Annotated in this window: 21 protein-coding genes; 10 read left to right on the top strand and 11 right to left on the bottom strand. The window is 74.1% G+C overall.

From position 1 onward, the window contains the following. Window positions 1-7 precede the first annotated feature (7 nt). From pntB to ACZ3IL_RS13430, 4 genes are all read right to left on the bottom strand, one after another. Window positions 8-1,426 carry a Re/Si-specific NAD(P)(+) transhydrogenase subunit beta gene (gene pntB / locus ACZ3IL_RS13415; RefSeq protein ID WP_467389756.1) on the bottom strand — a complete coding sequence of 473 codons (1,419 nt, stop codon included), beginning with the start codon at window positions 1,424-1,426 and terminating at the stop codon, window positions 8-10. A gap of 1 nt (window position 1,427) precedes the next feature. Then, window positions 1,428-2,954 carry a Re/Si-specific NAD(P)(+) transhydrogenase subunit alpha gene (locus tag ACZ3IL_RS13420; RefSeq protein WP_467389758.1) on the bottom strand — a complete coding sequence of 509 codons (1,527 nt, stop codon included), beginning with the start codon at window positions 2,952-2,954 and terminating at the stop codon, window positions 1,428-1,430. A 416-nt stretch (window positions 2,955-3,370) separates the two neighbouring features. After that, window positions 3,371-4,405: an alpha/beta hydrolase gene (locus ACZ3IL_RS13425; RefSeq protein WP_467390468.1), complete on the bottom strand. Its 1,035-nt coding sequence runs from the start codon at window positions 4,403-4,405 to the stop codon at window positions 3,371-3,373. A 149-nt stretch (window positions 4,406-4,554) separates the two neighbouring features. Continuing rightward, window positions 4,555-7,011 carry a penicillin acylase family protein gene (locus ACZ3IL_RS13430; protein WP_467389760.1) on the bottom strand — a complete coding sequence of 819 codons (2,457 nt, stop codon included), beginning with the start codon at window positions 7,009-7,011 and terminating at the stop codon, window positions 4,555-4,557. A 301-nt stretch (window positions 7,012-7,312) separates the two neighbouring features. On the opposite strand from ACZ3IL_RS13430, the gene ACZ3IL_RS13435 reads away from it, so the two are divergent. Beyond that, window positions 7,313-7,594, top strand: coding sequence for a hypothetical protein (locus tag ACZ3IL_RS13435; RefSeq protein ID WP_467389762.1), 282 nt, complete (start codon window positions 7,313-7,315; stop codon window positions 7,592-7,594). Between the two features lie 328 nt (window positions 7,595-7,922). Here the strand turns inward: ACZ3IL_RS13435 and ACZ3IL_RS13440 are convergent, their stop codons facing one another. The 3 genes from ACZ3IL_RS13440 to ACZ3IL_RS13450 form a co-directional block, all read right to left on the bottom strand. Further along, a complete protein-coding gene (locus ACZ3IL_RS13440; protein ID WP_467389764.1) occupies window positions 7,923-8,387 on the bottom strand; it encodes an ATP-binding protein in 465 nt (154 codons plus the stop codon). A gap of 207 nt (window positions 8,388-8,594) precedes the next feature. Beyond that, the gene (locus tag ACZ3IL_RS13445; protein WP_467389766.1) at window positions 8,595-9,272 is read right to left on the bottom strand and encodes a response regulator; all 678 of its coding nucleotides are present in this window, start codon (window positions 9,270-9,272) and stop codon (window positions 8,595-8,597) included. Further along, on the bottom strand, window positions 9,269-10,339 hold the full coding sequence (locus ACZ3IL_RS13450; RefSeq protein WP_467389768.1) for a sensor histidine kinase: 1,071 nt from the start codon (window positions 10,337-10,339) through the stop codon (window positions 9,269-9,271). The genes ACZ3IL_RS13445 and ACZ3IL_RS13450 overlap by 4 nt, the downstream gene beginning before the upstream one ends. Before the next feature lie 478 nt (window positions 10,340-10,817). On the opposite strand from ACZ3IL_RS13450, the gene ACZ3IL_RS13455 reads away from it, so the two are divergent. Both ACZ3IL_RS13455 and ACZ3IL_RS13460 read left to right on the top strand, forming a co-directional pair. Beyond that, window positions 10,818-12,983, top strand: a complete 2,166-nt coding sequence (locus ACZ3IL_RS13455; RefSeq protein ID WP_467389770.1) for an MMPL family transporter — start codon at window positions 10,818-10,820, stop codon at window positions 12,981-12,983. Between the two features lie 186 nt (window positions 12,984-13,169). After that, complete coding sequence (locus ACZ3IL_RS13460) at window positions 13,170-13,508, top strand: SCO0607 family lipoprotein (protein ID WP_467389772.1); 339 nt, start codon at window positions 13,170-13,172, stop codon at window positions 13,506-13,508. An 84-nt stretch (window positions 13,509-13,592) separates the two neighbouring features. Here the strand turns inward: ACZ3IL_RS13460 and ACZ3IL_RS13465 are convergent, their stop codons facing one another. Both ACZ3IL_RS13465 and ACZ3IL_RS13470 read right to left on the bottom strand, forming a co-directional pair. Continuing rightward, entirely contained in the window at window positions 13,593-14,516 is a 924-nt protein-coding gene (locus tag ACZ3IL_RS13465) for a phosphotransferase enzyme family protein (RefSeq protein ID WP_467389774.1), read from the bottom strand. Between the two features lie 2 nt (window positions 14,517-14,518). Beyond that, the gene (locus ACZ3IL_RS13470) at window positions 14,519-16,159 is read right to left on the bottom strand and encodes a carbamoyltransferase family protein (protein WP_467389776.1); all 1,641 of its coding nucleotides are present in this window, start codon (window positions 16,157-16,159) and stop codon (window positions 14,519-14,521) included. A gap of 141 nt (window positions 16,160-16,300) precedes the next feature. On the opposite strand from ACZ3IL_RS13470, the gene ACZ3IL_RS13475 reads away from it, so the two are divergent. From ACZ3IL_RS13475 to ACZ3IL_RS13505, 7 genes are all read left to right on the top strand, one after another. Beyond that, complete coding sequence (locus ACZ3IL_RS13475) at window positions 16,301-17,395, top strand: mandelate racemase/muconate lactonizing enzyme family protein (protein ID WP_467389778.1); 1,095 nt, start codon at window positions 16,301-16,303, stop codon at window positions 17,393-17,395. A 157-nt stretch (window positions 17,396-17,552) separates the two neighbouring features. Next, entirely contained in the window at window positions 17,553-19,142 is a 1,590-nt protein-coding gene (locus ACZ3IL_RS13480; protein WP_467389780.1) for a DUF6917 domain-containing protein, read from the top strand. After that, the gene (locus tag ACZ3IL_RS13485) at window positions 19,139-20,290 is read left to right on the top strand and encodes a threonine synthase (protein ID WP_467389782.1); all 1,152 of its coding nucleotides are present in this window, start codon (window positions 19,139-19,141) and stop codon (window positions 20,288-20,290) included. Before ACZ3IL_RS13480 ends, ACZ3IL_RS13485 begins: the two co-directional genes overlap by 4 nt. After that, window positions 20,283-21,176 carry a hypothetical protein gene (locus ACZ3IL_RS13490; RefSeq protein WP_467389784.1) on the top strand — a complete coding sequence of 298 codons (894 nt, stop codon included), beginning with the start codon at window positions 20,283-20,285 and terminating at the stop codon, window positions 21,174-21,176. Before ACZ3IL_RS13485 ends, ACZ3IL_RS13490 begins: the two co-directional genes overlap by 8 nt. Continuing rightward, entirely contained in the window at window positions 21,173-22,822 is a 1,650-nt protein-coding gene (locus ACZ3IL_RS13495; protein WP_467389786.1) for a thiamine pyrophosphate-binding protein, read from the top strand. The genes ACZ3IL_RS13490 and ACZ3IL_RS13495 overlap by 4 nt, the downstream gene beginning before the upstream one ends. After that, a complete protein-coding gene (locus ACZ3IL_RS13500; RefSeq protein ID WP_467389788.1) occupies window positions 22,819-23,823 on the top strand; it encodes a transketolase family protein in 1,005 nt (334 codons plus the stop codon). The genes ACZ3IL_RS13495 and ACZ3IL_RS13500 overlap by 4 nt, the downstream gene beginning before the upstream one ends. Beyond that, window positions 23,820-24,836 (top strand): Gfo/Idh/MocA family protein, encoded by a 1,017-nt coding sequence (locus ACZ3IL_RS13505; protein ID WP_467389790.1) that lies wholly within the window; start codon window positions 23,820-23,822, stop codon window positions 24,834-24,836. Before ACZ3IL_RS13500 ends, ACZ3IL_RS13505 begins: the two co-directional genes overlap by 4 nt. Here ACZ3IL_RS13505 and ACZ3IL_RS13510 read toward each other — a convergent pair. After that, window positions 24,808-25,218: a PPOX class F420-dependent oxidoreductase gene (locus ACZ3IL_RS13510; RefSeq protein WP_467389792.1), complete on the bottom strand. Its 411-nt coding sequence runs from the start codon at window positions 25,216-25,218 to the stop codon at window positions 24,808-24,810. The genes ACZ3IL_RS13505 and ACZ3IL_RS13510 overlap by 29 nt on opposite strands. Then, window positions 25,218-26,618 (bottom strand): MFS transporter, encoded by a 1,401-nt coding sequence (locus ACZ3IL_RS13515; protein ID WP_467389794.1) that lies wholly within the window; start codon window positions 26,616-26,618, stop codon window positions 25,218-25,220. Before ACZ3IL_RS13515 ends, ACZ3IL_RS13510 begins: the two co-directional genes overlap by 1 nt. Between the last annotated feature and the right edge of the window lie 76 nt (window positions 26,619-26,694).

Genomic DNA, 26,694 nt, shown 5'->3' on the forward strand with positions numbered 1-26,694 from the left:
CCGCGCCTCAGAGGGCGCCGATGATGTCCTCGACCCGGGCCTTCGCGTCGCCGAAGAGCATCGAGGTGTTCTCCTTGAAGAAGAGCGGGTTCTGCACGCCCGCGTACCCGGAGGCCATCGAACGCTTGAACACGACGACCTTCCGGGCCTCCCAGACGGTGAGGACCGGCATGCCGGCGATCGGGCTGCCGGGGTCCTCCGCCCCGGCCGGGTTGACCGTGTCGTTGGCGCCGATCACGAGGACGACGTCGGTCTTGGCGAAGTCCTCGTTGATCTCGTCCATTTCGAGGACGATGTCGTACGGCACCTTGGCCTCGGCGAGGAGCACGTTCATGTGGCCGGGCAGGCGGCCGGCGACCGGATGGATGCCGAACCGTACGTCGACGCCCCTGGCGCGCAGCTTCGAGGTGAGTTCCGCGACCGGGTACTGGGCCTGCGCGACGGCCATGCCGTACCCGGGCGTGATGACCACGGACCGGGCCGAACCGAGCAGTTCGGCGACGCTCTCGGCGGTGGTCTCGGTGTGCTCGCCGTAGTCGACGTCCGAGCCCGGCCCCGCCTCGATGCCGAAGCCGCCGGCGATGACCGCGAAGAAGGAGCGGTTCATCGCCTTGCACATGATGTAGCTGAGGTAGGCGCCGGAGGAGCCGACGAGGGCGCCGGTGACGATCAGCAGGTCGTTGCCGAGGAGGAAGCCCGAGGCCGCCGCGGCCCAGCCGGAGTAGCTGTTGAGCATCGAGACCACGACCGGCATGTCACCGCCGCCGATCGAGGCCACCAGGTGCCAGCCGAGGGCGAGGGCGAGGACCGTCACGGTGACGAGGAGCCACAGCTCCGGTGTGATCACGAACCACACCGTCAGGGCGGCGAACAGGGCGAGGGAACCGAGGTTCAGGGCGTTCTTGCCCGGCAGCACCAGCGGCTTGGAGTCGATCTTCGCGGCGAGCTTCAGGTAGGCGACGACGGAGCCGGTGAAGGTCACCGCGCCGATGAACAGGCCGATGAACACCTCCGCGTGGTGGATGCCCAGCGTGCCGAGGGCGTCCAGGGTCCTCGCCTCGTGGCCGTCCGGATCGTGCTCGACGTTCAGGAAGCCGTTCCAGCTGACCAGCACGGCGGCCAGACCGACGAAGGAGTGCAGCAGCGCGATCAGTTCGGGCATGCCGGTCATCTCGACACCGCGGGCCCGCCGCAGTCCGATCAGGGCGCCGATCAGCATCGCGACGGCCATCAGGCCGAGCCCGGCGGTGCTGACGTCGCCGTCCACCGCGAGCACGACCGTCGCGACGAGCGCGACGCCCATGCCGAGCATGCCGAACGCGTTGCCGAGCCGTGCCGTCTCGTGCTTGGAGAGTCCTGCCAGCGCGAGGATGAAGAGCAGCGCGGCAACAAGGTAGGCCGCCTGGGCGGCGATGGTCGCAGACATGTCAGCTCCGGTTGAACATGGCGAGCATGCGACGCGTCACCGCGAAGCCGCCGAAGACGTTGATACTGGCCAGGAGGATCGCCACGGACGACAGCACCGTGACCGCCGTGCTCGTGTGGCCGATCTGCAGGAGGGCGCCGACGACGATGATCCCGGAGATCGCGTTCGTCACCGACATGAGGGGCGTGTGCAGCGCGTGGTGCACGTGGCCGATCACGTAGTAGCCGATCACGATCGCGAGCACGAAGACCGTCACGTGGGGCAGCAGCGCCGCCGGCGCGAACGCGGCGAGGAGGAAGAGGGCCAGGGCGCCGAGGGCCACCCCGCCGAACTTCCGCCCCGCCGTCATCGGCGCCTTCTCCGGCGCGGGCTCCACCGCGGCCGGCGCGGGCGCGGGGGCCGGGGCCGCCGAGACCTGGACCGGCGGGGGCGGCCAGGCCGACTCGCCCGCGCGCACGACGGTGATCGAGCGCTGCACCGGGTCGTCCCAGTCGAGGACCAGGCGGGCGTCCTTGCCGGGCGTCATCAGCTTCAGCAGGTTCACCAGGTTCGTGCCGTACAACTGCGAGGCCTGCGCGGGCAGCCGGCCCGCGAGGTCGGTGTAGCCGAGGATCGTCACGCCGTTCTCCGTGACGGTCCTCTCCCCCTTCACCGTGCCCTCGACGTTGCCGCCGTTGGCGGCCGCCATGTCGACGATCACCGAACCCGGCTTCATGCCCGCCACCATCTCCGCGGTGATCAGCGTCGGCGCGGGGCGGCCGGGGATCAGCGCGGTGGTGATGACGATGTCGGCCTCGCGGCACTGGGCGGCGTAGAGCTCGGCCTCGCGCGCCTTGTAGTCGTCGCCCATCTCCTTGGCGTAGCCGGTCGTGGAGACCTCGGTCTCGGGCGACTCGATCGGCAGGTACTCGCCGCCGAGCGAGCGGACCTGGTCGGCCACCTCGGGCCGGGGGTCGGTCGCGCGCACGATCGCGCCGAGCGAGCCCGAGGCGCCGATCGCGGCCAGGCCGGCGACGCCGGCGCCCGCGACGAGCACCTTCGCCGGCGGCACCTTGCCCGCCGCAGTCACCTGGCCGGTGAAGAACCGGCCGAACTCGTGCGCCGCCTCGATGACGGCCCGGTATCCGGCGATGTTCGCCATCGACGACAGCACGTCCATCGACTGCGCCCGGCTGATGCGGGGCACGGCGTCCATCGAGAGGGCGGTGAACGGCCGCCGGGCCAGGTCCTCGACCATCGCCGGGTCGAAGGCCGGCGCGAACAGGGCGATCACCGTCGCCTCCGGCCGGACCCGGTCCAGCTGGGACGGGGCCGGGGCGTTGACCCCCAGCACCACGTCCGCCGTCACCGCGTCGCCGACGGTCGCACCGGCGGCCTCGTAGGCGCCGTCGGTGAAGCCGGCCGCGACGCCCGCGCCGGGGTCGACGACCACGCCGTACCCCAGTGTGCGGATCTGTTCGACCGTGGCCGGCGTGGCCGAAACGCGACTCTCACCTGCCCGCGCTTCCTTGAGGACTCCGACAATCACGAGTGTTCTCCGTTCGCTGCTCTGGCCGTCAACGGCGTGTTCCGACTCGATCAGAAGTGCGCCCGCGATGGTCCGGAGCACGCCGCTCAGCTTGACCGCCGGAAGCTCTCCTTGAACAGCACCCGTCGGTGAGGCACACGCAACCTTGACGAGCCGGTTCCCGTCCGTCACGCGGGACGGGTCCCGCGGGGGGGACTTCGGCGGTGGTACGCGGATCGGCGCGAGCACCGGCGCGGACGGCCGCGTCGAGGTCTTCGGCACCGGCCACGCCGGGGTCCGCCGCCGGGGGCGGACCGGTTTCTCCACCTGGTCGGAGAGGGGCCGGCCGAACGGCCCCGGCCCCTCGGTGAGGCAGCGGCACCGGTGCCCGCCCGCCGCCGGAACGGGACGGGCGGGCACCGGTGCGCGGCCCCGGGTCAGGAGGCGAAGGCCCTTTCGAGCCGGGGGATCAGGTCCCGGAGGTCCTCCTCCCAGCAGCCACCGTTGTGACCGCCGTCGCACCGGGTGCCCCAGCCGGCGCCGTCACCGTAGTTGACGTAGTGGTACGGCATGCCCAGGGCGTCCAGGCGGGCCTTGACGTTCTTGGCCGCGCCCGCGACCCAGAACTCGAGATTGCCGATCGAGCCGCCTCCGTCACCGGTGTAGATGGAGATCCCGATCCCGGCGAGCTTGTCCATGTGCTGCTGCGGGTCCACCTGGTTCCACCGCCAGTCGGCGTTGAACACCGGGTAGGGCGAGCCGAACGCGGCGTCGCTGTCCACGCCGGGCTTGTAGGGGGAGTCGTTCGGGTCGCAGATCCCGGACGCCGAGGCGCAGGCCGCGCCCTGGGCGTCGATGAGGGAGGCGACGACCGCGAACCGCAGGTCCATGGAGTTGGCCGACAGGTCGATGTCTCCCGACAGGGAGGCGGTCTGGCTGAACAGGTCGGGCCGGGCCTGGGCGTAGTGGAAGGCGCCGAACCCGCCCATGGAGATTCCGGCGACGGCCCTGCCCTTCTTGGCGGCGATCGTCCGCAGGTTGGCGTCGATGAACGGGATCACCTGGTTGAGGTGGAAGTTCTCCCAGTTCTGGGCGCCGGCCGCCGTCTTCTGGTTGAGCCAGTTGGCGTACCAGCCCCGTGCCCCGCCGTCCGGGACGACGGTGATCATCCGGTCCGACATGGACAGCGCGGGATAGGTCTGTCCGACCGGGTCGTCGGGCGAGCCGTGCAGGAAGTAGAGCACGGGGTAGCGCCGGGCCGGGTCGTCGTAGTACCCGCTCGGGAGGATGATCTTGATGTGCTGTTCGCCCGCGACCTGGGGCGTGGTGACCGTGAGGTAGAAGTCGTGGGCGGTGCCCACGGGCGCGGCGGCCTGGGTGAGGCCGAACCCGTCCTCCAGTTTCGGCGGCACGGTGTCGTCGGCGGCCCGCGCGGAGCCCGTCGGCGCGACGACGGCCACGGCGGCGAGCATCCACGCCACCACGGCTCTGCGCCAGTGCGATGTCCTTGTCACGGTGTTTCCCTTTCGTGGGGTGTCTTCAGGGTTGCCGTCTCCCGGCGGGGGCACCCCGGTGGGTGTCGTCGGGGAGGCGGAGGCGGAGACGGAAGTCGCGGGACGCCTCAGTCCAGGACCGTGATCCGCAGGTCCGGCGAGGCCGCGATCCGCTCCTCGGTGAAACGCTCGGTCACCCATCCGCTCGCCGAGAACAGCCTGGTCTGGTCGGCGTGGTGCGGCGAGGTCGGGTCGGCCGACTGGGAGTAGGCCAGGACGGAGTACGCCTCGGGCGGACCGTCCGCGGTGAACCGCACCTGCTGGACGAAGCTGGACCCGAAGGTGACGTCGGACCTCCCGTCGACCTGGCCGGGGGTGATGACGTTCAGGACGCCCAGCTCGCCGAGCGAGCCGTGGATCGGTATCCGTTCGCCGGCGCGGGTGACCCGCTGGACGTCCGACAGCGGCGCGTCCAGCGGAACGCCCGCCTTGCGCAGGGCGGACACGGCACGGGCCAGGGCGTCGCGGACGGCGGAGTTCCCGGCGTCCAGCGAGTTGGGCGTGTGCACCGGGTCCTTCGGGTCGAAGGGGACCCGCCAGGGCAGGTCTCCGAGCTTCTTCCCCCCGCTCAGGTGGGCCCAGTGGTTCGCGAACAGCCAGGAGCCGCGGCTGTCCGCCGTGAAGTCGTGGCTCTTCCAGGCGGCCAGGACCGGGCACGCCCCGCTGATGTCGACGAGGTTTCCGTCCACCAGGACGAGCCCGAAGGCGGTGTTCCGGCACGCCGTCACCGTGGCGTCGAGAGCGAGGTCGGCCGCCCTGCTGTTGTCGGAGAACAGCAGCTTCCCCATCGTCTCCGGGGTGAAGCCCCTGCCCGGCAGGCCGTCGGTGCCGTCGATCCTCTTCCGTGCGGTCAGGATCAGCTCCTGGGTGCGCAGCGACCGGGGCGCCGCCGTGTCGCCCATGATCCGGGGGAAGGACAGCGGTTGCCCGGGATTGGCCAGCCAGGGGCTGTCGTTGGCGTTGCCCACGAAGTCGGACCGGATCAGCCGCGGCTGCTTGCGCGGGTCGAGGAGGCCCGGCGCGGCCGCGTTCGGGTCGTCGGGCCAGTCGCAGGCGCTGCGCTTGCCGTCGAGGATGGAGACCGGCGGGACGTTCGACAGCGGGAGCGCCTGGTCGAACAGCAGCTTCCCGGTCTCGGTGAGGCACGCCCGTGCGTGCTCGTCGGTGACGTTCGGGACGACCTGGATGTCCGCGTACAGCGCGTTGCCCTTGCGGTCGGAGGCGATCGTGTTGAAGAAGGGGACGCCCTGGGTGGTCTCCAGGACGTCCACCACCTCGTGGACGTCCTTGGCCCGGTCGAGGCCGAACCAGGTGTTCAGCGCCCGCAGGTTGTCCATGTTCGGGTCGCGCACCACGTGCGCGCTGACCACCCAGGGCAGCGGGTAGCCCACGATGGAGGTGGTGACCGGCCCGTAGCGGGTGGACCACAGCGTCCGGGAGACCTCACCGAGCGAGCCGTCCGGCCCGCGCACCTCGACGGTGACCCGCTGCGAGGTCATCTTCTCCCAGGCGCCGTCGACCAGGTACGTGGTCGGGTTCAGGGGATCGACCTGTACGTCGAAGAGGCCGAACGGGGCCACCGTGGCGACGGTGTGGCTCCAGGCGACGTCGTCGTTGTGCCCGATGTTCACCGCGGGCAGCCCGAGCAGGCCGGCCCCCGAGACGTTGACCTTGCCCGGGATCGTCAGGTGGCTCTGCCACATCCGGTTCTTGCCCTGCCACGGGAAGTGCGGATTGGCGAGCAGCATGCCGGTGCCGCCGGACACCCCCTGCGAGCCGACCGCCAGCGCGTTGCTGCCCATGCCGTCCCGGCGGTTCGCCGCCATCGCGGCACGGATTCCCCGCGCGGTCTTCGCGGGCGGGGACACCGGCGGCGCGGCGGCCGGGCTCCCCGGGGGCGCGGCGTTCACCTGGCCGTCGAGCAGGGCGTCGGCGGAACCCATGACGATCTCGGCGTGGGCGTGCCGGTAGACGTCCAGTTCCGTGATCGGCCGGACCCAGGGCGCGCCCTTGCAGGCGGGGTCGGTGATGCCGTCCACGCCCGTCTCCGCCAGGTACCGGTTGTATCCGCGGACGTAGCCGCGGACCGCCTCCCTGACCTCCGGCTCCGGCCCGTCGGGCGCGGGCCGGTCGAGCAGCCGTTCCACCACGGCGTCGTCCTTGAGCCGCTGGAAGTACAGGTCGCTGTTGAGGTTGCTGGTGGTGTTCTGGTTCTGGCCGGGGCTCGTCCTGCCGTCCGGTCCCAGGTGGCGGGACCGCCGGGCGTCGACCATCAGGTAGGTGTCGGCCAGGGTGCAGATGTTGTCCTTGGCCGCCGCGTATCCGTAGCCCGTCCCCAGGCCCTCCCAGTCCGGGGCGATGATGTGCGGTATGCCGTACTCGGTGTAACGGATCGTCGGTCCGTCCGGGCCCGTTCCTGCGGCCGCTCCCCCGGGTAACGCCCCGGTGCCCGCCGTGGTGGTCATCACCGCCACGGCGGCCATGACCGCGATCGGCGGTCTCGCCCTCGATCTCCTCCGTGCCATCGTGCGTCCTTCCCTGTGGTGGGGATTTCCGTACGGACGCGGCCACGCTAGGAAGGGGCGATGAAATCCCGGTGATGTGCGGGACGCCGTCGGCGTCCGGCGGGTCGGGGGCACCCCGGCGGTGCAGGCCGGTCCCTCGTGCGGACGGCGGGCAGCCGGGCGTCGGGGGGACGGAGCCGGGCGGGAGGCGGACGCGGAACCAGCGGGGCGATCGCGGGTCGTCCTCGTCGACGACGGGCGACGGGCGACGGGCGACGGGCGACGGCTGTGTGATCGGCATCGTCCCGGGTAGCGGGTGAACATGTTCAGACATCGACGGGTACGGGTCGCGTGCGTGCTGCTGATCGGCTGGGTGGCGCTGACCGCCGTGGAAGGGCGGGCGGAGCGGGCTTCCTGGTCCGCGGCGGTGGCGACCGGGTTCCTCTGGGCGTGCGTGGCGGCGGGCACCTGGTGGTTCGCCGAGATGACGCAGGGCGTGTCCTCGCGGACGAACGGGAAGGACGGATCGGTCCGGGCCCTCCCCCGGCGACGGTCCGGAAGGAAGGACGCGGCACGCGAGTCCGGCCGTCTCCCCTCCCGGTGACGGCCGGGACCGGCACGCGCCGTCGTCGCGGCGGGCGGTCCGGCCGGGGGGGGCGGCGGCCCGGCCCGAGGGACGGCGGCCCGGCCCGGAGGGCCACCGGGCGGAAACGGCGGGCCCCGCGCCCGAGGCCGAACGCGCACGGCTGGCCCCGCTCGGCGCGGTACACGTGCGAACGCTGTACGACGGCGACGACTCGTGCGTCCCGATGCTGGACATCGAGGGGAACGAGTTCTGCGTCGACCGAGCGTGCGGGCCGCCGTCGTCCCGTGAGGACGAGAGCGCGCGGCCCGGCGACGTCGGCCCGGCCGGAGACGGGAGGAACGCCCCGTCAGGCCGGGCGGGGAGCGGCGTCCGGAGCGATGCGGGCCGTGACGCACTTGCCGGCCGCGTCCCTTTCCACGAACAGGCTCTCGGTGACGGCCTCGACGATCTCCAGGCCGTGCCGGCCGGCCCGGTCCGGGTCGGCCGAATAGATCATGGGAACGGCCGGATCGCTGTCCCACACGACCACGTCCACGCCGCCGGCGGTGACGCACACCTCCACCAGCACCAGACCGGGCGCGTGCGTGCGGGCGTTGGTGAGCAGCTCGCTGACCACCAGTTCGGTCAGGTCCTTCGCGTGCTCCGGCACCGGCACCAGGTGCCTGGTGCGCGCTTCGTCCAGAAGGGCGGCGGCACGGCGACGGGCGTCCGCGACGCAGCCGCCGTCCCCGTCGGGCGCGTAGCCGACGCACATCAGCAGACCACCCGGCACCGGCCGGACGGCGCCGCCGCCCTCCACAGGGATTCCCACCGAACTCCTCCTCGCTCCCGTCTCCACGGCACGGTTACCCACCCGGCCGGTCCTGACGCGGAGGAAACGGATCGGTGCCACCGTCCGGACAGGAGGCGACGTCCGGGAGGGGGCGACGTCCGAACAGGGGGCGACGTCCGGGAAGGGCGGCCGCGGAGGCGGGCGGCGGGCCCCGTCGCCGCGCGCACCGGTCCCCGGCCCGGCGGCTCACGCCTCCCGCCGTGCCCGCACCAGTCCCGTCTCGTACGCGGCGACGACCGCCTGGGCGCGGTCGCGGACCCGCAGCTTGGCGAAGAGGCCGGTGATGTGGTTCTTCACGGTGGAGGCGCTCACACCGAGCCGGCCGGCTATCTCCGTGTTGTCCAGGCCGGCGGCGATCAGCCGCCACACCTCCCGTTCGCGCGGGGTGAGCCCCTCGCCGCCGGAGGGCACCGGGGGCGCCGTCCGGTGCTCCGGGGCCGTGACGTGCCGGGAGATGAGCCGGGTCAGGAGCCTCGGGGCGAGGATCGCCTCGCCGTCGCGGACCACGCGCAGGGCGGCGACGAGGTCCTCGGGCGAGATGTCCTTGGGCAGGAAGCCGCACGCCCCGGCCCTCAGGGCGTCCACGACGTGCTCGTCCATGTCGAAGGTGCTCAGGGCCAGGACCCGGCAGCCGGGCAGTTCGGCGGTGAGGCGTTCGGTGGCGGCGATGCCGTCCATGACCGGCATGCGGACGTCCATGACGACCACGTCGGGCCGGTGTTCGTGGGCGAGGCGGACCGCCTCGGCGCCGTCCGCGGCCTCGGCCACGACCTGGAAACCCGGTTCGGGGGCCAGCATCAGGGCGAGGCCGCGGCGGACGAGGGGCTGGTCGTCGGCGATGAGGACCTTCACGATCCCGTTCACGCGTACGCCTCCTGACGGTCGGCGGGCAGCGGCAGGCGGGCGCGGACGGCGAACCCTCCGTCCTCCGGTCCGGCCCGCAGGGTGCCGCCGTGGAGGGCTACGCGTTCACGCATTCCCATGAGTCCGTAGCCCGATTCGCGCGCGGCGGGGCGGCCGGGACGCGGCCCGTCGTCGGTGACGGCGACCCGCACCTCGTCGGCGGCGAAGGTGAGACGCACGTCGACGCGCGCGCCGTCGCCCGCGTGTTTGCGGGCGTTGGTGAGGGCTTCCTGGACGACGCGGAAGACGGTGAGCGCGACGCCGGGCGGAAGCGACCGCGGGTCGCCGTCGGTGGTGAGGGTGGTGGGGAGGCCCGCGCGGCGGCTGTCCTCGACGATCCGGTCGAGGTCGCCGATGCCGGGCTGCGGCGCGGTCGCCTCGCCCTCGTCGTTCTCGTCGCCGGCCCGCAGCACGTCGAGCAGGTGGCGCATCTCGCGCAGGGCGGTGCGGCCCGAGCCCTCCAGGTCGACGAGGGCCTCGCGGGCCGTGTCCGGGGACCGGTCGAGATTGGCCCGGGCGCCTCCGGCGAGCAGCTGCATCGTGGTCAGGTGGTGGGCGACGATGTCGTGCAGCTCCCGGGCGATGCGGCGCCGTTCGTCGGAGACGGCCCGCTCGGCGAGCAGCCGCCGCTGGGTCTCGGCGTTGCGCTGCCAGCGGCCTACGGCCACGGCGGCGGCGGCCACGAACAGCGCGGACGCGGCGTTGGGGACGAACTCGATCAGGGACGGCGCGCGCAGTCCCGGGTGGGCGAACTGGAGCGCCGCGACACAGCCGGCGACGGCCGCCGCGCCGACCGCGGGACGGTGGTGGCGTACGGCGGTGTAGAGGGCGACGACGGTGGCGGCCCCGTAGTGCTGGCCCACGGAGCTGAACCAGTTGAGCGACAGGTTCGCCGCGAGGACGCACCCGAGGACGCACAGGGGCACGCGGCGGCGTGCCAGCAGGAACAGCGAGGCGACGACCACCACCAGGCACCCGGCCACCGGCACGTGGCCCCGGTCCATCTGGCTGGTGACGGTGAAACCCACGAGATCGACGGCTGCCGCGCCGACGGCGACGAGTCCGTCGTGCTGGCTCCACGGCCCCGGCCCCCCGCGTCGGCTCCCCGTCCCGGTCGCACGGTCCGGAAGCCCGGTACCGGACGCCTCCGCCCCGCCCCGTACCCGGCCGGGGCGCGCTTCGTCCGCGCGCCGTCCCATCTTCGCCCCCCGTGCGCGTCCGTGCTTTTCCGGGGCCGCCGCAGCGGCCCGACGACCTGCGGTTCGTCCGCCGATTCTCCCATGCTGCCGGTGCGCCGGAGCCGGGGCCTCGGGACCGGGAGGGAGCGGGGACCAGGAGCGGGCTCCCAGAGGCCGGACGGTTCGGGGCCGTGCTCCCAGCGGGTTTCTCGTCCCCGGCTCCGAGGTGCGGGGCGCGCGCCGCTGATGTGCTGGAGACGTGCCGGGACGACCCGGCACGGGGCGCCCCGCGGCCCCCGTTCTCTTCCGTCCTTCCAGGAGGCCTTCCGTGATCCGCGCCCTGACCGGATTCTCGACCCGCAGACCCTGGCGGGTCATCGCCGTGTGGACGGTGGTCGGCGTCTTCGTGGCGCTCATGGGCCAGGTGCTCGTCTTCCGCGTGACCCACACCGACAGCGCCGGTTTCCTGCCCCCCGAGTACGACGCGGCCGCCGCGCTGCGGGTCGCCCGGGAGGAGTTCGGCGCAGAGCCCGACGCCGACGCGGTGACGGTGCTGGTGGCACGGCGCGACGGCAGGCCGCTGGAGGGCGCGGACGAGAAGCGCGTACGGGAGGTGGCGCGCGAACTGAGCGCCACGCGCGTGGAGATGCCGTGGACGGACGAACAGATACCGGGACTCTCCAGGGACTACTCCCAGGTCCCCCTCGTGGCACCGGCCACGACCGCCCCCGACAGGTCGTTCGCGCTGCTCGGCGCGCGGCTGGAGGGCAACTCCACCGACCCCGGCATGCACTCCCTGTACCGGGTCTTCCACGACCGCGTCCAGCAGGAGTTCGGCGAGGCCGGGCTGCGCACGGGGTTCACCGGGGGCCTGGCGGACGTGGTGGACCGCGCCGACGCGGAGGAGAGCACGCAGAAGGTCGTCGGGTTCGTGATGGTCGGGCTGATCGTCCTCGTCAACGTGCTGGTGTTCCGCAGCGTCCTGGCCGCGTTCCTCCCCCTGTTCGCGGTGTCCGTGGTGGGCGGCGCCGCCGCCGGCACGGTCGTGGGAGCGGCCCTCCTGACCGGTTTCGCACTGGACCCCGGTACTCCGAGCATGATCGGCACCGTGCTGATCGGCATCGGCGTCGACTACTTCCTCTTCCTGCTGTTCCGTTTCCGCGAGGAGCTGCGGCGGCGGCCGGAGGAGGACCACCGCCTGGTGGCCGCGGACGTGTCCGGGCGGGTGGGCACGGCGGTGACCTCGGCGGCGCTGACGATCGTGGCCGCCTTCGCGACGCTCGGGGTGGCGACGTTCGGGCAGTTCCGGGTGCTCGGTCCCTCGGTCGCGGTGTCGGTCCTGGTGATGCTGGTGGCGAGCCTGACCCTGATGCCGGCGCTGCTGGCGGTGGCCGGGCGGAAGATGTTCTGGCCGTCGCGGGCCCTCTCGAAGACCGGGCGGACCGGTCTCGCGCACCGTACCGGCGAGCTGGTGGCGCGCCGTCCCCTGCTGGTGCTCGTGGCGTCGGTGGCCCTTCTCGGCGCGCTCTCGGCGGGCGCGGCGGGCGTCCGCATGGACTTCGGCACCGGCGGCACCCCGCAGGAGACGGCGGCCGCCGCGACGGCGCGGGAGATCGCCGGCGCCCTGCCTCAGGGGGTGTCCGACCCGACGACGGTGTACGTCACCGCCGACGACGGCCGGGTCCTGGACCCCGCCGGGCCGGCCGCCCTGCGCCGGGCGCTGACCGGGGTGGCCGGGGTGGGCACGGTGGCCGCCCCGGTGTTCGACGCCGACCGCACCGCCGCCCGGCTGGACGTCCACCTGACGGCGGACTCGCAGTCGCAGCGCGCCCGGGACCTCGTGGCGGGGCCGGTGCGCCAGGCCGTGCGGGAGGCGACGCCGACGGGACTGACCGCGCACGTGGGCGGCACGGCGGCCGTGTTCGCCGATGTGGCGACGGCCGTCGACCGGGACCTGCGGACGGTGTTCCCGGTGGCCACCGCCCTGATCGCGCTGATCCTGGTGGTGCTGCTGCGCAGCCTCGCGGCCCCGGTGGTGCTGATGCTCTCGGTCGGCCTGTGCTTCGCGGCGACGTTCGGCGCCTCCGCGCTGGTCTTCCAGCACATCGGCGGCGCGCCGGGCGTGAACTTCGTCCTGCCGCTGGTGCTGTTCCTGTTCGTGGTGGCGCTGGGCACCGACTACAACATCCTCGTCAGCGACCGTCTGCGCGAGGAGATGGCCGACGGGGGTCCGGTCCGCGCCGCCGTGGCCCGCGCGGTACGGCACACGGCGCCGGCCGTCGCCACGGCGGGCGTCGTCCTCGCGGCCTCCTTCGGCACCCTCGTGGTGAACGCGGACCCCTCCACCCGCCAGCTGGGCTTCGCCACGGCCCTGGGCATCCTCCTGTCCGCGTTCGTCCTGTCGCTCCTGCTGGTGCCGGCGGCCACGGCGCTGCTGGGCCGGGGGATGTGGTGGCCGGTGCGCGGAGCACGGGGCCGGGGGGAGAGGGCCTGACCCGCGCCCCGGCGACGCGAGGGACGGTGCCCGGTCCGTCCCTCGCCGCCGTGGACGCCGTGTCCCACCGGGAAAGGCCGCACGGTGAGTACGTCCGGCTCCCGTACTGAGTACGCGTACTCAGTACGGGAGGGGCCCCGGGCGGCGAGAGTGGGACGGACCGAGAGACTGGAGAAGATCATGCGCATGCCCGGCAGGACGACCCGAACCGCCGCCGCCTCCCGGCCGGGGAGGGCCCGCGCCGTCGTGGTCGCCCTCGCGGGCGCGGCCTCCGTCGTGGTGCTCACGGGCTGCGCGGGCCTCGGGTTCCAGGATGACATCTGCTCCGGCGGGGAGTACCCCGTCCTGTCCGTGGGCGGCACCGGCTCCGCCTGCGTCCCGGACGGGGAGGAGCCCCCGGCCGGGTTCGCGCGGTACCCGGAGGGCAAGGTGCCGCTTCAGGTCGACGACGCGTGGGACAAATACTGGGACACCCACACGCTCGACAAGGACGGCAGGATCGTCGAGGTCCCCGACGAGAAGTGAGCCGGGGCCCGGTGCGGGTGGCCCCGTCCCGGGCGGCCGGGGCCGGGGCGGCCGGGGCCGGGGCGGCGCCGCTCTCCGGGGGCGTCAGACCGTGTACCGGTAGGAGGTCCACGGTCCTGCCGGGGCCCCGTCCCGCAGGCCCGCGATGCGGCGTCGCCATTCGGCGCGCATCCCCGGGTTCGCCGCGAGGAGGGGGAGGACGACCGTGAGGACGTTCAGGGCGTGCACGCGGGCCAGGGTCGGGAGCCCCTCCCAGGTGCGGGGATCGAAGCCGTAGGCGTCCACCAGCCGCTGGTACCCGGCCACGGGCCGTCCGTAGCGGAGGCAGCCCATGAGTTCGGGGACCAGATCCCATTCGGGCGGCCCCACGCACATGAAGTCCAGGTCGCAGAGGACCGGGCGGCCCCGGGCGTCGTGCAGCAGGTTGCCGATGTGGGCGTCGCCGTGGATCACGGTGCGCGGGAGGACGAACCGCAGCCGGGGGAGCTCGTCCTCCAGGCGGTCGGCGAGGCCGCGCAGATAGGCGAGTTCGGCGGTGCCCGCGTCGGCCGGTGCCCTGCCGAGCCGGGCTCGGCCGACGCTCAGCGGGTCCCACTCGGGCAGCGGGCAGGGGGGCGGCCCCAGGGCGTGCACACGGCGCAGGGGACCGGCCAGTTCGTGGGCGGCCGGCCGGTGGTCCGGTGGCTGGGGAAGGTGGCGCCAGAACGTCACGAGCGGCCCGCTTCCGGTCGCCACCGGCTGGGGGACGGCGAGGCGGGCCGGCCGGACGGCGGGAACGCCTTCGCGTTCCAGCCAGTGCGCGAGGCGGACCACGCGGACCACGTCGTCGCGGCCGAGCTGGGGGCCGGCGACGCGGGCCACGACGGGAGCGCCGCGCAGCCGGAAGACCGCGTTCACGGTGAGGTGCAGGGGCTCGGCACCGGCCGCGGAAAGGCCGGCCGTCGCGCAGGCCTCCTCCAGCGCGCGGCGGAACGCGCCGGCCGTGTACGGGTCCGGGCCCCTGCCCACGGTCAGTCCGCCGACAGGTCGCGGCGCCGGAGGACGAACGGGCCGAGGGCCAGCAGGTCCATGGGGGTGGTCGCGAAGCAGGCGACGGCGTCGCGGGGGTGGTCCGCGATGGGCATCTCGGCCACGTTGAAGCTGGTGTTGATGACGACGGGGACGCCCGTCTCCCGCTCGAACTCCTTGAGCATGCGGGCCACCAGGGGTTCGTCGTCCTCGGCGACGGTCTGGACGCGGGCGCTTCCGTCGACGTGCAGGGCCGCGGGGACGCGCTCGGCCCAGCCCGGCCTGATCCGGTGGGTGAAGAGCATGTAGGGGCTCGGCAGCGGTCCGTCGAAGATCTCGGCGGCGCGGTCGAGCAGGACCATGGGCGCCACCGGGCGGAACTGTTCCCGTCCCTTGATGTCGTTGAGGCGTTCGAGGTTCCCCCGGTAGGTGGGGTTGGCCAGCAGGCTGCGGTGCCCCAGGGCGCGGGGGCCGAACTCGCTGCGGCCCTGGAACCAGCCGACGACCTTGTTGTCGGCGAGCGCGCGGGCCGCGACGGCCGCCACGTCCGGCGGGCGGGAGTAGGGAATCCGGTTGGACTGGAGCCAGGCCTCCGTCTCGGCGTCGCTCCAGCCGCGCCCCAGGGCGGCCGTGGTCATGTGCTTGACGGGGTCGCCCGCCGCCTGCGCGGTGTAGAGCGCGCCGCCGAGGGCCGTACCGGCGTCGCCCGCCGCCGGCTGCACCCAGACCCGCTCGAACGACCCTTCCCTGGCGATGCGCGAGTTGGCCACGCAGTTGAGGGCGACGCCGCCGGCCATGGCGAGGTCCCGTTCTCCGGACTCCCGCCGGAGCCAGCGGGCGAGGTCGACGAGGACCTCTTCGAGACGGCACTGGACGGTGGCGGCCAGGTCCGCGTGGTGGGATTCCATCGCCTCGCCGCGGAGCCGGCGGGGCATCAGTTCGTGCAGGTCGAGCGGCTCGACGACGAAGGTGCCGTCCCCGGTCGCCCGCACGCGTTCGCGGAAGTGCCGGAGGTGGGCGGGTTCGCCGTAGGCCGCGAGCGCCATGACCTTGTACTCGTCCGCGCAGCGGCGGAAGCCGAGGTGTTCGGTGACGTCCTCGTAGAGCAGTCCGAGCGAGTGCGGCAGGTGCTGGCTCGCCAGGACGGTGAGTTCGCCGTGTTCGGCGCGGCCCGCGAGGTGCGTGGCGACTTCGCCGCGCCCGTCGAGGACGAGGACGGCGCACCTGTCGTAGGGGGCGGCCAGGTAGGCGGAGGCGGCGTGCGCGAAGTGGTGGGGAACGAAGGTGACCTTGGCCGGATCGAGGTCCGGGAACATCCGGTGGAGGAACTGCGGGGCCGTCTGCGCGTACGTCTTGTGGACCTGCTCCCAGAACCCCCGCGGCTCGTCCGTGTCCTGGTCGGGGACGAGGGACGGCTCGTAGGAGTAGACGACGGCGTCGAGATCGCCCATCGTAAGTCCGGATTCGGCCAGACAACTCGCGACGGCCAATTCCGGCAGTTCCCAGCGGTTGAACGGCACCGGTGTCTTCCGGGCCTTTTTCCGCGAAAGGCGTTCCTCCTCCTGGGCGATGACTATCTCGCCGTCGACGACCAGTGCCGCAGCCGGATCATGAAATATGGCGTTGATCCCGAGAATCTTCACGTGCTCCCCTCCGTGCCTCCCGTGCGCCCCCGAAAAACGCCTTACACGGGGCCGCTTGCCGCTCGTACTGTAAATGATCGCCGGGGTGCGGCGTAAGTGCATGAAGACAATCAAACAAGACATAACAACAAGGGGCATTTCATGCGCATCAGGGACATCTGCACTGCCGTGCGCACCCTCCCCACCCGGGAGAAGCAGGAAATGGGCGCCGGTTCCCTGGCCGACTCCGTCACCAATGTGTTCGTGCGTGTCCGAAGTGACGAAGGAGTCTCCGGGTACGGCGAGGCGGCCACCTGGAACCTCTTTTCCTCGGAGACTCCGGAGGGAATATGCCACGTGGCCGAGAGCCTCTTCAAACCCGTGCTCGAAGGCCGTGACGTACTGGACATACAGGGTTCTCGCACCGCCGTCGACGCGGCCATCGTAGGAAATCCGGCCGCGAAAAGCGCCGTCGAGACGGCGCTCCACGATCTCGCCGCGCGCACCCTGGGCGTCCCCGTCTACACGCTGCTCGGCGGACTCCGCCGCCCCGACCTCGGACTGTCGTACTCCGTGTCGGCCCAGGACCCCGCCCAGGAGGCCGACCTCGTCCGGGCCAGGTACGAGGAGGGGTACCGCATCTTCAAGATGAAGACCGGGGTGCGGGACTGGCGCACCGACGCGGCCAGGATCGAGTCCCTCGCCGGCCGGTACGACGACATCGTGATCCGGCTGGACTTCAACTGCACCGGCGATCCGCTGGACGTGCCCCGTCTGATGAGGGCCGTCGCCGACGTGCCGATCGACTTCGTGGAGCAGCCCTTCGCCCCCGAGCACCACCAGCCGCTCGACCGGCTGCGCCGCTCCTTCCCCGTCCCCCTCTGCGCCGACGAGGGCTGCCGCACCCCCGCCGACGCGCGCCGCCTGCTGGCGGACGGGACGTACGACCTGATCAGCCTCAAGCTCGGCAAACTCGGGGGCTACGGCACGGTCGGGAGGATCTCCGCGGCGGCGGCGCTGCACGGCGTCCACGGGTACGCGGGGGCGTTCGAGGAGTCCCGGCTGGGGACGACCGCCGCCCTGCACCAGATGCTCACGCTGCCCTCCCTGGTCGACGGCTGCGACTACTACTTCTCCCTCGTCGTCCTCGATCCCGGGCACGGCCCGCAGGGCGGCTTCACCGTGCGGGACGGACGGCTGAGCCTGCCCGGGGAGCCGGGCCTCGGCGTGACCGTCCCGGACCACTGGTTCGACTGAGGTCCGCGCCCCGGCCCGTGCGCCACTCCGGGCCCCGTCCCGCCCGGTCCGTGCGCCGCCCCGGGCCCCGGACCCGTGCGCCCCGCCCCGCCCCGCCCCGCTCCGCCCACGGCTCCACCACTCCGGCACCGTCATCCAGCGAGAAGAGGGGAACCCCGTGATCGCTGCCGAGAACCATGCCCTTCCGCTCACCGGCCTCGCCACCGGTCTGGGCGCCGAGCCCGGCCACGCCGCCGACTTCGCCGCCGGTCCGCGCCGGGTCCGGCTGCTGAGCAGCGACCCGGCCGTCATCGGCTACGCCGTCGCGGCCCTGCGCCCGGCGCACGTGTCCTCGGACCCCGGCACCGGTGAACCGCCGCCGGACGCGGTGTGCGTGGCCGTACCGCTCGACCCGGACCGGCTGGACCGGCTCGCCGCCCCCGGCGGCGGACCCGCCGAACCGTTGCCCCTGCACGGCGGGCGCGAAGGACGCGTCGCCGCGCTCAGCGGCGCCGACGGGTTCCGCCTGGTGCGGATGCCCGGCAGGGCGGACCGCTTCGTCACGGACGCGGCGACCCGTTCCGTCCTGTACGCGGGGCGGCGCGACGACCCCCGGTCCCTGACCGAGCCGGCCGCCCTGACCGCCGCGCTGCTCACCGCGCTCGCCGCGCAGGACGGCCCGGTCCTCGCGGGCGCCGCCGTCGGCGCGGCCACCGGGGCGGCGCTCCTGCTCGATCCCGGCGAAGGAACGGCCGCCGCGACGGTCCCCCTGCTCCACGAGCACGGACAGGCCCTGCTGTCCTGGTCGTCCGTCCAGCTCACCCGGGATCCGGACGCGCCGGGCGGCTTGCGATTGCGCGCCCTGCCCTCCCCGTGCGAACTGCCCGTGGGCCTGCTGCGGCGGACCCCTCCCCTGGCCCGGCACGTGTGCCTGGCCGACCACCCGGAACTGGCCGCGCCCGGAACCGCGCCCGGCCGCCCGCGGGGCACGGCGGAGTTCACCCCGGACGAACTCGCGGAGGCCCTGGGCTGCCGGATGCTCGGACGGGCGCCCCTCGCCCTCCTCGTCGGACCGCGCGGAGACGGCCCGGAGACGGCACTGCGCGAGGCGGCCGGGGTGTCCGCCGCCCGCTTCCCGGCCTGGCACGGCATCGGCGCGACCCCGCGGGCCCCCGCCGGCACCGCCCTCGCGGAGGAGATCCGCGCCCGCCCCTGGATCGCCGTGGACGGCTACGACGCCGGCGCGGCCCGCACCGTCGCCGGTGAACTCGGGCGGAGGCACATCGGCGAGGCCGTCCCCGACCTGCCGGACGCCACGCGCTGGCCGCGCTCCGCCCTGACCGGCCGGTGGGTCGCCGTGATGGAGCACCGCAGGTTCAGCCGCGGCATGAGGCTGGAGCGCTGGCGGACCCGCGCCGTCCCGGCCGGCACCGTCCACGAGCTCATGACCACCCCCGCACCGCCGCCCGCCGGCGGCGACCGGGTCGACGAGGTGTCCTACCTGGGCTTCGCCGAGTTCACGGGCGGGCTGCTCGCGGTCGGCGACGCGGTCCACACGGCGGACGGGACGCTCCTCGGGCACATCCTGGGCTTCGACGACACCCATCTGCCCAACCACATGAACGTGGTCCTGCTGTCCGAGGACCGCCGGACCGGACGGCAGCGGGGGCTTTCCCCCGGCGGACGGCTCCGTGTGACGTCTCCGGCCGACGCCCGTTCCGCGGCCGGACCGGCCGCCCTCACCGTTCCCACGGGGGAGCCCCGATGACCACCAAGGACTTCCGGGCGGTGTGCGTCCGCTGCGGCGCCTCCCGCCCGTACGCCGCCGTCGATCCCCGCTGCTCCTGCGGCGGCCTCCTCGACCCCGTCTACGACGTGACGACGGCCCGGGTGCGCGAGGACGAGGAGGTGCCGTCCGCGCGGTACTTCGACCTCCTTCCGCTGCACCGGCCCGACTCCGTCCTCCACATCGGCGACGGCAACACCCCGTGCGTCCGCGCCCGCGTCCTCGGCTCCCGGCTCGGGCTCGACCGCCTCTACCTCAAGGACGAGACGCGCAACGCCACCCGCACCACCAAGGACCGGATGGCGGCGTGCGTGCTCGCCGTGCTCCAGGAGCAGGGCGTCAGCGAGTTCGTGGCCAGTTCCACCGGCAACAGCTCCACGTCCTTCGCCTGGGGGCTGCGGTTCACCCACGCCATGAAGGTCCACCTCTTCACCGGGCGCGACTTCGTGGACCGTCACCAGTACACCGACCACCCCGGGGTCGAACTGCACGTCGTCGACGACGACTTCGTGGGGGCCGCCGCGGCGGGCCGGGCCTTCGCCGCCGAGCAGGGCCTCCTCTTCGAGGGCGGGTTCTTCAACTCCGGCCGCCGGGAGGGGCTCAAGCTCGCCTATCTGGAGGCGTACGACCAGATGCCGCGTCCCCCCGCCGTGGTGTTCCAGGCGGTCAGCAGCGGCATGGGCGTGTACGGGGCGCACAAGGGGGCGCGGGAGTACCTCGCGATGGGCCGCCTGCCGGCGCTGCCGCGCTTCGTCTGCGTCCAGCAGCTCAGCTGCGCGCCCATGTGGCACGCGGACCGGGACGGCAGCGACCGGATCCTGCCGCACCACGTCCTGCGCCGGCCCCAGGGGCTCGCCAAGGCCATCCTGCGCGGAGACCCGAGCAACACCTACCCGTTCATGAGGGCCATCACCACCGGGACCGGCGGAAGCTTCGCGGCGGTCTCCGACGACGAGATGGTCCGGGCGCGCCGCCTGCTCGCCGAGGACGAGGGCATCGAGGTGTGCTTCGCGGCCGCGGCGGCCCTCGCGGGAGTCGCGCAGCTGGCGGCCCGCGGCGGGATCGGCCGGGACGAACCCGTCCTCGTCAACCTGACCGGCGGCGAACGGGACGGGCGGGCCGATGGCTGACGCGCGACGCGACGCGGAGCGGGCGGCCCGCCTCCGGGCCCGTGCCCTGCGCCTGCGGCTCGCCTCGGTGCGGGCGGTGCGCGGCGCCCGCTGGGGGTTCCTGGGGTCCTGCCTGTCGGTCGCCGACCTCCTCGCCGTACTGGTCGAGCACCTGGACCTCGCGGCGCACGGCGGTACGGAGACGCCGGACCACGACCGTCTCGTCCTGTCCAAGGGGCACGCGGCCCCCGCCCTGTACGCGGCCGTGGCCGGATGGGAGGGGGACGGGACGTACGCGTCCCTCGGCGGCCGTTACCAGGGGCACCCCAGCCTGCGGTTCCTGCCCGGTGCCGGGATGACCACCGGCTCCCTCGGCCTGGGCGTCCCGGCGGCGGCCGGGCTGGCCCACGGGCTCGCCCTCCGGGGCGGCGGGGGCCGCGTCGCCGTCGTCACGGGGGACGGCGAACTCCAGGCCGGCATCGCCCTGGAGGGCTATCTGTGGGCCGTGCGCGCCGGGCTGCGCAACCTCCTCCTCGTCGTGGACGCCAACGGCCACCAGTCGGGCGGCACGACCCGGGGAGGGGACGTCACCCGGCGGATGCTGGCCGCCACCGCCCCCGTCTTCGCCGCGGTCGACGGCCACGACCTCGCCGGTCTGGACGCCGGGATCGGCCGCCTGCTGAACGCCCCCGCGGGCCCCGCCGTGCTGTGGGCCCCCACCGTCCGCGGCAGCGGCGTCCCCGCCGTCGAGCGGAAGCCCGTCCCCATGAGCTGGATCCCTGACGACGACACGCTCGACAGGGCGGAACGCGCGCTCGGCGCGGAGCTGCGGACCGCCGAGGGCGCCCTCGGCGCGTCCTCCGGCCGTCCGCGCGCCGGCCGAACCGTCCCCAGGAGGACAACGTGACACGTACCGGAGCCGACAGCCTCGTCGAGGCCCTGCGGGACGCGGGGGTCGAGTCGTTCTTCGGCCTGCCCGGCGAGTCGACCCTGCCGTTGTACGCCGCCATGCGCCGCGCCGGGGTCCACCACGTGATGGCCCGCAGCGAGACCGCCGCCGGCTACATGGCCGACGCCAGCGCGCGGTTCACCGGGAAGGCCGCCGTCGTCGACGCCCCCGGCGGCATCGGCTCGCCGCTGCTGCTGCCCGCCCTGCACGAGGCGTACAACAGCTCGATACCGCTGGTCGCGCTGACCAGCGGCGTGCCGCTCGGCCAGGAGGACCAGTGGCCGACGGCGGCCTGCCGCCACCAGGAGATGTTCCGGCCGTGCGTCAAGGCCACCCTCGCCGTGCCGGACGCCGCCCGCCTGCCCGCCCTGGCCGTCCGGGCGGTCCGGCTGGCGACGACGGGGCGGCCGGGCCCCGTCCACCTCGACGTCCCCTCCGACCTGCTGGCCGGAGCCGGGCCCACCCCCTCGCCGCCCGCAGTCCTGCCCGCCCCGTCCCGGCTCCGCCCCGACGCGGGAGCGGTGACCGAGGCCGCCGGTCTGCTCGCCGCGGCGCGGCGGCCCCTGCTGGTGGCCGGCGGCGGCGTCCACCTGTCCCGGGCCTACGACCGGCTGGCCGCCTTCACCGACGCGTTCCGCGTCCCGGTGGCCACGACGTTCAACGGCAAGGGCACCCTCGCCGAGACCCACCCCCACAGCCTCGGCGTCATCGGCGCCAAGGGCTCGACGGCGGCCAACGCCCTCGCCGCCCGCGCCGACCTGGTGCTCTGGGTCGGCAGCAAGGCGGGCGACAAGTCCACCGGCTTCGGGCGCCTCCCCGCGCCGGGCGCCGTCTGCGTCCAGGTGGACGTCGACGAGGAGGAACTGGGCCGCGTCCTGTCCCCCCGGTGCGTGCTGCACGCCGACGCCGCGGCGGCCCTCGCCGACCTGGAGGGCGCCCTGCGCGCCGCCGGCTGGCGGGGCGCTCCCGCCTGGACGGGCACGACGGGTGCCCTCCTCGACGAGCCGCACGACACCACGCCCCCGGCGCCCGGCGCCCTCGTCCGGGCCGTGGAGCGGGCCTGCCCGGACGACACCGTCCTGGTCGCCGACGCCTCCCGCGCCTGCAGCTGGGCCGGTGCCCACTTCCGTGCCCGAAGCGCGGGCCGCTCGGTCGTCGCCCCGCGCGGCAGCGGCAGCATCGGCTACGCCCTGCCGGCCGCCGTCGGGGCGGCCGTCGCCCAGCCGGGACGCACCGTCGTCGGCATCGGCGGCGACGGCGGTTTCGCCCTCGCCTGCCAGGAGATGGAGACCGCCGTCCGTGTCGGAGCCCGTCTCGTCTTCGTCCTCCTCAACGACAACGCCTTCGGGCTGCTCGACCGGGTCTCGGCGGTCGGACTGCGCCGGCCCGGCCTGCTCGACCGGTTCGCCGCCACCGACTGGACCGCCGTGGCACGGGCCTTCGGCTGGTACGCGCGCACCGTGCGGGACGACGCGTCCTTCGCGCAGGCCCTCGCGGCCGGGCTGGACGCCGACCGGCCGACCCTCCTCAACGTCCTGCTCGCCGCCGACACCATGTCCCCGGACTTCCAGATGTACGCCGAGCGCCACGCGGGCCGGAGGTGAGCGCCCTGTCCGCCCCCGAGGAGACGCAGCTGGAGGCGTTCACGCACACCCTGTGCGGTGAACTCCTCCGGGGCCCCGACCCGTTCGTGATCGTCACCTGTGACGCCACCCTGTCGTTCCGGCTCGGCGACTTCGCCCGCCGCCACCCGGACCGCGTCCTGGACGTCGGGGTGGCCGAGGCCACCGCGGCCGCCGCCGCGTTCGGCCTGTGGCGCGGCGGGCTCAAGGTCGTCGTCGCCGGGTTCGCCGCGTTCCTCTCCCTGCGGGCCCTGGAACCGATCCGGTCCCTCGTCGCCCTTCACGACGCCGACGTCACCTTCCTGGCCGGCATGACCGGGCTCAGCGCGGGCCGGGACGGCGTCCAGCACCACGCCACCGAGGACGCCGCCCTCCTGCGGGCCGTCCCCGGCATGGAGGTCGTCGCCCCCTCGGACGCGGCGGACGCGCGGGCCCTGGCCGCCCACTGCGCCACCCGTCCCGGGCCCCGCTGGGTGCGGCTCGTCCGGCGGCCCGTCCACCTGGACGGGCCGCCGGCGGCCGGGGACCGTTCCTGGGCGCCCGTCCGCTGGCTGACCCCGCCGCCCCCGGACGGCCGCGTCCTGTTCTGCGCCCACGGCGCCCTGAGCGAGCAGGTCCAGCAGGCGGCCCGGTTCCTGACCCGGCACCACGGCATCCCGGCGGCGGCCCTGCACGTGGGCCGCCTGTCCCCCGTACCGCCGGAACTCGCCGCCGTCCTGCGCGGGTTCCCCGTCGTGCTCGCCGCCGAGGACCAGCACCGCCCCGGTGGCCTCGCGGCGGCCCTCGACGAGGCCCTCACGTCCGACCCGGCGGGCGGTGCCCGTCCCCGTCTCGTACGGTGCGACCTCACCGCCCCGCCGGGCTCCGGCGACTACACCGATCTGCTGCGCGCGACGGGACTCACCGCCGAGCAGCTGGCCGGCCGTGCGGCCACGGCCGTCCACGGCACGAAGGACGACACGACCCCGGGAGGAAGCGCATGATCCGCTACGCGATCGTGGGAAGCGGCTGGTCCGCCGGACGACACGCCAGGGTGCTGAAACGGGTCGGGAGGGCGGAGCTGGTCCGGGTCGTCGTGGAGCCCGGCACGCCCCGGCGCGTGTCCGCCGACTTCGGCACCGCCGGCGTCACCGACCACCTCGACGACGTCCTCACCGACCCGGGGGTCGACGCCGTGGTGGTGTGCACCCCTCCCGACACCCACCTGGAGATCGCCGAAGCGGTCCTGCGCGCGGACAAGCACCTGGTGGTCGAGAAGCCGGTCGGTCTGCGCCCCGACGGCATCCCGCGCCTCGCCGGACTGGCCGAGAGCCGGGGCCTCACGGTGATGGTGCCGTACCACTTCCGCTTCGTACCGCCGCTCCAGCGGCTCCGCGACCGCATCGCGGCCGGGGAGCTGGGCAGCATCGCCCACGCCTACCACCGCATGTACAGCCTGCGGGACCGGGAGGGCGACTGGCTGTGGCACGAGGGGCGCAGCGGCGGCATCATCGTGGAGTCCCTGGTCCACGGCATCGACCAGATCATCTGGATGGTGGGCGAGCCGCCCCTCTCCGTGGCGGCCATGACCCACACGGGGCGCGGCGGTGTCGCCGACGCCGCCACGGTGCTCCTCCGTTTCCCCGGCGGTGCCGTGGGAACCGTCGAGGGGTCGTGGATCAGCGACCCGCACGTCCCCTTCGGCAGCCTCGACGTCGTCGGCTCCGCCGGCTCCGCCGCCTTCGAGCGGGGACGCTTCCACGCCCGGCACTTCCGCGTCGAGACGGCCCCGGCCGACGGCGCCCGTCCCCCGCACGCCGACGTCCTCGAGGACGACGACGCCGGATTCGTCGCCCTGCACGAGCACTTCACCGAGTGCTGCGCCCACGGGAAGGCGCCGAGGGCGGCGACCCTGCGGGAGGCCCACACGGCCGCGTACGTGGCCACGGTGGCCGCCGAGGCGGCGCGGACCGGCCGGGAACTCCCCCTCACCGGCCTGCGGCAGGACGCTCCCTGACGAAGACCCGCTCGGGCCTCAGCCGCACCGTCACCCGCTCCACGCCGGGTTCCTCCGGGTAGGGGCGCCCCTTGTACCTCATGGCCAGTGCCTGGACGAGGTCGGCGGCGCCCTCCTCCCGGAAGGCGACCGTGCCTTCCAGGGAGACGTACGAGTTGGGGTTCTCGCGCGGGTACACCAGCAGCGTCGCGCGGGGGTCCCGCTCCAGGAGCCGGTACTTGAGCCGCTCGCGCAGGGTGCTGACCAGCACCTCGTCCCCGTCCGTCATGCACCACACCACCGACAGGTGGGGAGGCCCGTCCGCCCGGGGGATGCCCAGGACCGCGAAGGCCCGGTCGTCGATCCACCCGCGCGCCACCCGCGGGATCACCTCGTCCGCCATCACCGCACCTCCTGTCCGCCGTCGCCGTGCGGGACGCCGCTGCCAGACTGCCCGGTCCCGCCTCCGGGCACCAGAGCGCCTCCGCCGGCCACGAGCACGTCGGCGTCGATCCGGTCCACGACGACGAGGAGGGCGAGGCTGCCCAGGACCGCGACCGAAGCGGCGGAGAGCAGCCCGGGGACGAACGACCCGGTGGCATCCTTCAGCACGCCGACGACGAGGGGCGAGGCGATGCCGGCCAGGCCCGAGAAGGTGTTCTGCAGGCTCTGCAGGGTTCCCGCCAGCGGCGTTCCCGGGGGCGAGAGGTCCGCCGGGATGGTCAGCAGCACGGACGTCGCGAACGACACCCCGGCGAACGACAGCGAGAGCAGGGCGAGGGCCGCGCCCGCGCCGGGCACGACGGCCGCCGCCCCCACGGACGCGGACACGAGCAGTCCGCCCGCCCCGCAGGACTTCCGCGCGAACGTGAGCGTCCGGCCCCGCTTGACGAGGGCGTCCGACGCCCATCCGCCGAGCCAGTTCCCGCCGATGGCCGCGAGCCCCGGAATCGTCCCGAAGAAGCCCAGTTCGAGCAGGGTGAAGCCGCGGTCGTCGACCAGGTACGACGGGAACCAGGTGATGAAGAAGTAGATGACGTACGACTGGGCGACGACGGCGACGACCGTGCCCCAGACGGCGCGGCTGCGCAGGACCACGCGCCAGCCGGGCGCCCGGGCCGGGGACGCGCCGGCGGGCGGGTCCGGTTCCGCCCGGCGTATGTGGCGCAGTTCCGCCGCCGACACGCCCGGGTGCTCGCCGGGCCGGTCGCGGAACATCCGCCACCACACCAGCGCCCAGACCACACCCACGGCCCCCACCAGGGCGAAGGCCCCCCGCCAGCCCGCCACCGCCATCAGCACGGCGAACACCGGGAGCGTCACCAGGGTGCCCACCCGGGCGCCGCTGTCGTACAGCCCGCTGGCCAGCGCCCTCTCGTCACGCGGGAACCAGAGCGCCATGCAGCTGGTCCCGGCGGGGAACATCGCGGCCTGGGCGACGCCGAGGAGGACGCGGAAGCCCAGCAGCCAGACCCAGCCGGCGGAGAGGCCCGTCGCCATGGTGACCAGCGACCACGCCGTCGCGGCGGCGGCCAGCACCCGGCGCGCCCCGAACCGGTCGACCAGCCGCCCGCAGGGGATCTGGAACGCCGCGTACGTCCAGAAGAACGCCCCCAGGACGAGCCCGGACACGCCGGCGTCGAAGCCGAACTCCTTCGACAGGACCGGGAGCGCCACCGCGAGGCTCGACCGGTCCACGTAGTTGATGACGACGGCCACGAACAGCAGGGCGACCACCTGCCATCGCACGCTCGATCCGGTCGGGCCGACCTCGGCGCCTCGAATGCCGTCCGTCTCGCGCAAGGGGGTTCCTTTCACGCAGACCGTGTCACGGGGGCTGTCACTGTTCGTGCCTGGATCTCCCGGCAGTATGGAAGGC

Source organism: Streptomyces sp. NPDC014907 (assembly GCF_055562975.1).